Origin of the sequence: Bacillus sp. JJ1474 (genome assembly GCF_036965225.1) — a bacterium.
GTDB lineage: Bacteria > Bacillota > Bacilli > Bacillales > Cytobacillaceae > Cytobacillus.
In genome coordinates, this window is sequence record NZ_JBALPC010000223.1 from 1 (window position 1) to 6,545 (window position 6,545).

The following is a 6,545-nucleotide window of genomic DNA, read 5'->3' on the forward strand; positions in this document are numbered from 1 at the left end:
ACATTAAATATAACGTAAATTAAGTTTGCGAAATAGTAATTATAGGGGGTGTATTAAATGAGTAGAGACACAAAGAATGTAATTTTGCTTGTTTTAGGGTTAATATTAGTAGCATTATCGAGATTCCCTATTATGTCGCAACCGATAGCCATATTAGTTGGGATAATCGGAGCAATTGTAATCATCTTCTCAGCTATTCTATTATATAGGACTAAAAAGAACAAAAACGAAGTTAATAATTGAATCTTTTATTTATGTGTCTTGTTCAATTCACAAGTGCTTAATAAGACATTTTAGATTTACAGTGTCAAAAAACTCTATAAACAATAAAAAAGGTGTGTCAAAACTGTTGTCAGTTTTCACCCTATTTTTATTGTCATTTTTGTGAAATGCACCTCAAAACTGAACGGTTTACTTATATAGGTGGCGGTCTTTTGGTAACTGTGAAGCCTATATTGTTTTAAATCGAATACACTTTACTAGGAGGTGCGCAAATTGAATAAAATCCTTATGCAAGTAAGCAGATATTTTTTAGGTGTTGTTTTCTTGGGGGCAGGTTTAAATGGTTATGCTGTTATCTTTGGATTAGATCCAATTGTACCAACAAGTCCTCAAGCCATGGCATTATTCGAATTTAAATATCTTTTAATTGTGGAAAAATCTTTAGAGGTTATATGTGGAATTTTACTCTTATTCAATCAATTCACCCCATTGGCCATTGCAATTTTATCCCCAATCGTAGTAAACATTTTCTTACTTCATTTGTTTCTGGACCATTCGTTACTCCTTTTAGCAGTAGTGCTAACCATCGCTCATGGTTATTTGATGTTTTATTATAGAAAAAACTTTACGAGTATATTCGAGAGAAAAGCAAAACCTTCTATTGAATAAGATTTAACTTTTTTCAACACACTCACCAAAAAGTGTTTGTAGATAAATCAAGATAATATATGGTGTAGAATGGCGTTTCCTTAATTTTTTGGGGAACGATTTTTGTCGTTTAGAAAGTTTGAATAAAAAATTACTGAAAAGTGCTGATTCTACGCAACTGGGCAATTATGCCGTAATGAATGACATTCAAAAAGAAGGAATTTTTGATTGAAAAGCAAATCCCTATTAGAGAGCGAGGAAATAGATCGAGGTGTTTAAAATAAGGAAATTCTTTGAATACAATTGGCAGATAAGAGATGAATGGTTTCATTGGTGTGAGCAGCTGACGGCAGAGGAGTTAAATAAAAAACGTGTTGGGGGTGTAGAAAGTATACTATATACACTTTTTCACGTTATTGATGTGGAATATAGCTGGGTAAGGGGGATTCAAAAAAAAGAGGATAGAGTATTCAAGTTTAGTGATTACGATACCCTTCAAAAGGTTAAATCTCTCTCGGATGAACTGCGAAAGGAAATAAGAGATTTTTTAGAGACAAATATTGGCTATATAAAGGATGATATTGTGAGTGTTCCATGGGACCATGACAAGTATACAACTGATGAAATTTTACACCATATTGTCGCCCACGAAATTCATCATATTGGTCAACTTTCTGTTTGGTCAAGGGAATTAAATTTTGTTCCAGTCCAAGCGAATTTTATTGGGAGGAAATTGAATTTCACTGGGGTTAATACGAGTAATCCATTTGATTAAACTGAATGCTCGTAATTTAATAAAACTTTTTGGAGGGGCATTCATGTTAAACAATTAAGGATTTAATTTATGGGTGGATAATTATGATAAGACGGTTCAGGCTAGTGAAGAAACTAACCGCTATCCTTTCGCTGGCTACAAAAAGATTCTTAACACTATTTTTAATGAAGTCATGAAAAAAAGAACTCTAAAGTTTTAGACATTGGGTTTGGGACAGGAGTATTGACAAGTAAATTATATGAAAATGGACATCAAATAGATGGCTTAGATTTTTCATCAAAAATGATTTCAATTGCTAAATCTAAAATGCCGAAAGCAAATTTAATAGAATGGGATATTTCAAATGGAATTCCTCCTGAGTTTCAAAATAATAAATATGAAACAATTGTAAGCACGTATACATTGCATCATTTAAAAGACGAAGCAAAAATATCATTCATAAAAACTCTGCTATCCGTTCTTAAAGAAAATGGTAAGTTATTTATTGGCGATATATCTTTTGAAACAAGGGAGAATCTTGAAGAATGCCGGCGAAAGAGTATTGATTACTGGGATCATGATGAATGTTATTTTGTGTTTAATGAGATCCATTCATCATTAAAGAATGATTGTAATTGTGAATTTTATCCGCTTTCTCACTGTGGCGGAGTAATAGTCATAACAAAGCGATAATGTAAAAGTATTATAAAGGACGGGCAAGTTATTCTGGCCGGATTAGTTCAACCGTATAGAGTTTGTCCAATCATCATTACTTGTTTCTGAATACCATACAGCATCTTGTACAGAAAAGAGGTGAATTGGTGGGAATTCGGCGATGTACTTGCAATGGGGTTGCGACTGCTACAATAATCCCTATAGATGTTAGAATTAACGGAGTTGAGCACACAGGCACGATAACAATAAATGCAAATATTTGTTCTAACTGCCAACTAAATGAAAGCTTTATCAATTTTTCATATAGGGATGATGTAAACGTTGAAAATAATTTCAGCTTTACATCTCAACCTGTTGCAGCCCCATCTTGTAGATTTGGGGAAGAATCGGAGTTTTTACAAACCTCCGCAACAGGAACAACGGATGGTGAAACATTCAGTGGGGAATCAGTATTATCCTCGTTTGGATTAGGTGTGGACGGTGCTGCCAATGTTTTTATTAGAGGAATCAATCTAGTAGATGAAGATGGAGACACGTTTGTTCAGGAAAGTGATATTATCATTGATACAGGAAGAGTCCTCTCCTGTGATTCAGTTTAGCAAAAAAACAGCATATGTATAATGCAGTAGATGCTGAAAAGGGATCTGCAGTTGAGGAGCAGGTGTGAAGTCTGCTCCTCATTTAATTCTTGAATAGATTAATATCCAGAAAGTCGTTGATATATTGATACTATCATATCACTAATGTTCGTTAATATTTCGTACTGGTTTCCGTCCTCAGGCAATGATGATAATCCTCCACTGTCCATCCCGTTTACTTGAAGATACTTGTATAGCTCGGAACCGTATATCCATCCATCTATCCTCCAATTAACCTAATGAATAGTGGTTAGCAGTCAAGACAATGGGGTGGTTCTAACGAAAATATCGCATTAATATGATGGATTTCCAAATTTAAGCACCGTTAAAATTTCATCCTCCGTGCCATCGGTTCGACAACCCAGTCCATCAATCCTTTCAAAAATGCCCAAATCCATCTTGATTTCAGCGGAAGATGCTTATTATAGAAGAACGTGTATTCAATGTCTTGAATAGCCCTGCGCAATTTGGGAAAAGGACATATGTTCGTCTTGTAGAGCAAGCTTAGCTGCTTCCGCTCCCATAAACGAAGCCGTTTCATCTTTAACAAAATGCCGCTTCTTCACCCCAGATTTTTTTTCCGACCAGCCATCCTCTGCACCAATCATTTGATCAATTTCTGAAGCCGTTACTAACCGTTTCGGCAAATAGGACCCGATTCCCTGTATCCTTACATTTCGTTTCATGATGTCACACCTCATGTTTAGATCATTCGTATAAAAATAAAATAACAGATACAATTAGAAATTACTTTAAAATTTTCAAAAAAATGCATGTTACAATTTATTACCTTCATATAAGGCATTATTGCTATTTGTATGCAAAGGTTTACCTTGTTGTACTTAAATAAGCACTTCATAAGAGGGGCTTTCTAAATAAGTTAATATTCTCCAATCCCTTCTCCAACAGCTTGTTCTTGTGATATACTACTTGAGTTAATAAGAAAGTGGAGGATTTCATGAGCAAAGACTCTAAAGCAAGACAAACAACAGGAAAATTACTATTATTTAACCCGACAGGTGAGTATTATTTTGCAAAAGGCTTGAAGGCTTACCACAAAAGGGATCTTTATAAAGCAAAAAAATATTTACAGCGCGCGGTACAGCTAGAGCCCTATGAGCCCATGATTGTCTGCCAATTAGCTGTTATTTGTTCGGAATTAGGTGAGTACCAGCAGGCGAATAAGCTTTTTCTGGAAATTATTGAAGAGCTTGATGCGGATATGGTGGAATGCCATTATTTTCTTGCCAATAACTATGCTCATCTAGGTTACTTTAAGGATGCTTATCACCATGCGAATTTATATATGGAATTAGACGAGGATGGAGAATTTGCCGAGGAAACGCTCGATCTTCTCGAACTGCTGACGATGGAAGCGGAAGATATGGATGAGATGCTTTACGAGCAGGATGATCTCATTACGAAACAGGAGGAGGCCAGAGAACTGTTGGAATCTGGTCATTTTCCAAAAGCCGTTGAAATTCTGAACTCTGTCATAGATGAATATCCCGAATATTGGTCGGCTTATAACAATTTGGCCCTTGCCTATTTTTATCTCGGAGAAATCCAAAAGGCTGCTGATATTCTAGACAAGGTTTTTGAAGAAAATCCAGGGAACCTGCATGCTTTGTGCAACAAGCTTGTTTTTGCCTTTTACGAGCGGGATTATAAGGAAGTAAAGGCGCTTAAAGAGGTCCTGAAAAAAATCAAACCATTATCCATTGAGCACCAATTTAAGCTTGGGGCAACACTAGCATTAATTGGCGAGTACGAATCCGCTTTTTCTTGGCTTAGAAGGCTTCAGAAAAAAGGCTTTGATGGAGATGGGGCTTTTTATTATTGGCTGTCCTATGCTGCCCATTTTACCGGGAGAGAACAAATCGCAAAATCAGCCTGGGAAAAAGCGGTTGAATTAAATCCAGATAAAGCTGGCTTCGAGCCTTGGAATGATGAAAAGGAGCAAAAAAGCGGATTTGAAAATCATCATGCTTCCATCCTTAAAAAGCTGGATAGTGAACATATTGAAGAGCGTCTATTTGCCCTGTTCTTAACGGCCATGTCAGATGGAAAAGAACAACTGCTGGCTTCAAAGGAAATGAATCAAAACTTTAAATTCTCCCATTTGGAGAGGGAATATGTATCCTTTATCCGTAAGGGAGGAAAATCAACCCCCATTCATGATGTTGCCGCGATATTGTATAAGAACTACCACCCGATTGGCACGGTCGAAGCAGGATTATTTCTAATGTGGTTTACCGTTTTTGTTGAGGCCATTAATCAAAATCATCTCATAAAAAATGATGCAGCATGGGCAGCAGCTGTTGAATATACTTGGATCAAAGCGAGAGAGGGAAAAGGATCTCAGCAGCACATAGCAGAAAAGTACGGAATCTCGTCCTCCACTTTGGGCAAGTATGTGAAGCTTCTGAAAACAATTACTTCTTCACGAGCAGATATTTAGACATATTCTCCTAATTTTTATAGGATGAATGTAGGAAGGCTATAATAAAAATATGTCTAATTGATATAGCCGAATATATGTCGAAGTAGGCTATTTTATTGAAGGAGTGAAGCAACATGTCTGAAGAAAAAATTTATGATGTTATTATAATCGGAGCGGGTCCAGCTGGGATGACCGCAGCTGTATATACATCTAGAGGCAGCCTGTCCACCCTGATGATTGAACGCGGTATTCCAGGCGGGCAAATGGCAAACACAGAAGAGGTTGAAAACTATCCGGGCTTTGATCATATTCTAGGTCCAGATCTATCAACGAAAATGTTTGAGCACGCTAAAAAGTTTGGTGCAGAATATGCATATGGCGATATTAAGGAAATTATCGATGGGGAAGAGTATAAAACGGTTGTGGCAGGCTCTAAGCAATACAAAGCCCGCGCTGTGATTATTACAACCGGTGCCGAGTATAAGAAGCTGGGTGCCCCAGGCGAAAAGGAATTAGGCGGCCGCGGCGTTTCTTATTGTGCAGTTTGTGATGGTGCTTTCTTTAAAGGGAAAGAGCTTGTTGTAATCGGAGGCGGAGATTCAGCGGTTGAGGAAGGCGTCTACTTAACTCGTTTTGCTACAAAGGTAACGATTATCCATCGCCGTGATGAGCTTCGCGCACAAGCGATTTTGCAGAAGCGTGCCTTCGACAATGATAAAATTGAATTTATCTGGAGTCATACGGTTAAGGAAATTAACGAGAAGGACGGCAAGGTAGGAAGCCTTACTCTTGTGTCAACTAAAACAGGCGAAGAGCAAGAATACAAAGCAGATGGTGTGTTTGTTTACGTTGGTATGCTCCCACTATCAAAGCCTTTCGAAAATCTCGGCATTACAAATGAAAACGGATATATCGAAACGAACGAGAATATGGAAACAAAGGTCCCAGGCATTTTCGCAGCGGGCGATATCCGTGAAAAGCAGCTCCGTCAAATCGTAACCGCAACAGGAGACGGCAGTATCGCCGCACAAAGTGTTCAGCACTATGTGGAAGAGCTAAAGGAAAAATTAAAGATACAAGCTTAATTTTTTAGGAAAAGCCGCCCGCTGGATGAATGTCCGGGAGCGGCTTTTTTTGTGCGGAAGGTTATTGGACAGGAAACGTG

8 protein-coding genes are annotated in these 6,545 nt (G+C 37.6%); 7 read left to right on the forward strand and 1 reads right to left on the reverse strand.

Features of this window, described 5'->3' with window-relative positions:
• Positions 1-57: 57 nt before the first annotated feature.
• The 5 genes from V7164_RS22575 to V7164_RS22595 all read left to right on the forward strand — a co-directional run bounded on the left by V7164_RS22575 (position 58) and on the right by V7164_RS22595 (position 2,898).
• The gene (locus tag V7164_RS22575) at positions 58-243 is read left to right on the forward strand and encodes a hypothetical protein (protein ID WP_335344023.1); all 186 of its coding nucleotides are present in this window, start codon (positions 58-60) and stop codon (positions 241-243) included.
• Positions 244-495: 252 nt separating this feature from the next.
• Positions 496-891, forward strand: a complete 396-nt coding sequence (locus V7164_RS22580; RefSeq protein ID WP_335344024.1) for a hypothetical protein — start codon at positions 496-498, stop codon at positions 889-891.
• Between the two features lie 259 nt (positions 892-1,150).
• Entirely contained in the window at positions 1,151-1,645 is a 495-nt protein-coding gene (locus V7164_RS22585; protein ID WP_335344030.1) for a DinB family protein, read from the forward strand.
• Positions 1,646-1,867: 222 nt separating this feature from the next.
• Positions 1,868-2,317 carry a class I SAM-dependent methyltransferase gene (locus V7164_RS22590; RefSeq protein ID WP_335355284.1) on the forward strand — a complete coding sequence of 150 codons (450 nt, stop codon included), beginning with the start codon at positions 1,868-1,870 and terminating at the stop codon, positions 2,315-2,317.
• 128 nt (positions 2,318-2,445) lie between these two features.
• Positions 2,446-2,898: a hypothetical protein gene (locus tag V7164_RS22595; RefSeq protein WP_335355285.1), complete on the forward strand. Its 453-nt coding sequence runs from the start codon at positions 2,446-2,448 to the stop codon at positions 2,896-2,898.
• A gap of 479 nt (positions 2,899-3,377) precedes the next feature.
• Here V7164_RS22595 and V7164_RS22600 read toward each other — a convergent pair whose 3' ends face one another.
• Positions 3,378-3,623 carry a hypothetical protein gene (locus tag V7164_RS22600; RefSeq protein ID WP_335355286.1) on the reverse strand — a complete coding sequence of 82 codons (246 nt, stop codon included), beginning with the start codon at positions 3,621-3,623 and terminating at the stop codon, positions 3,378-3,380.
• Positions 3,624-3,895: 272 nt separating this feature from the next.
• Between V7164_RS22600 and V7164_RS22605 the strand changes: the two genes are divergently transcribed.
• Both V7164_RS22605 and trxB read left to right on the forward strand, forming a co-directional pair.
• Positions 3,896-5,398 carry a tetratricopeptide repeat protein gene (locus V7164_RS22605; RefSeq protein WP_335355287.1) on the forward strand — a complete coding sequence of 501 codons (1,503 nt, stop codon included), beginning with the start codon at positions 3,896-3,898 and terminating at the stop codon, positions 5,396-5,398.
• Between the two features lie 116 nt (positions 5,399-5,514).
• Positions 5,515-6,465: a thioredoxin-disulfide reductase gene (gene trxB, locus V7164_RS22610; RefSeq protein ID WP_335355288.1), complete on the forward strand. Its 951-nt coding sequence runs from the start codon at positions 5,515-5,517 to the stop codon at positions 6,463-6,465.
• Positions 6,466-6,545: the final 80 nt, after the last annotated feature.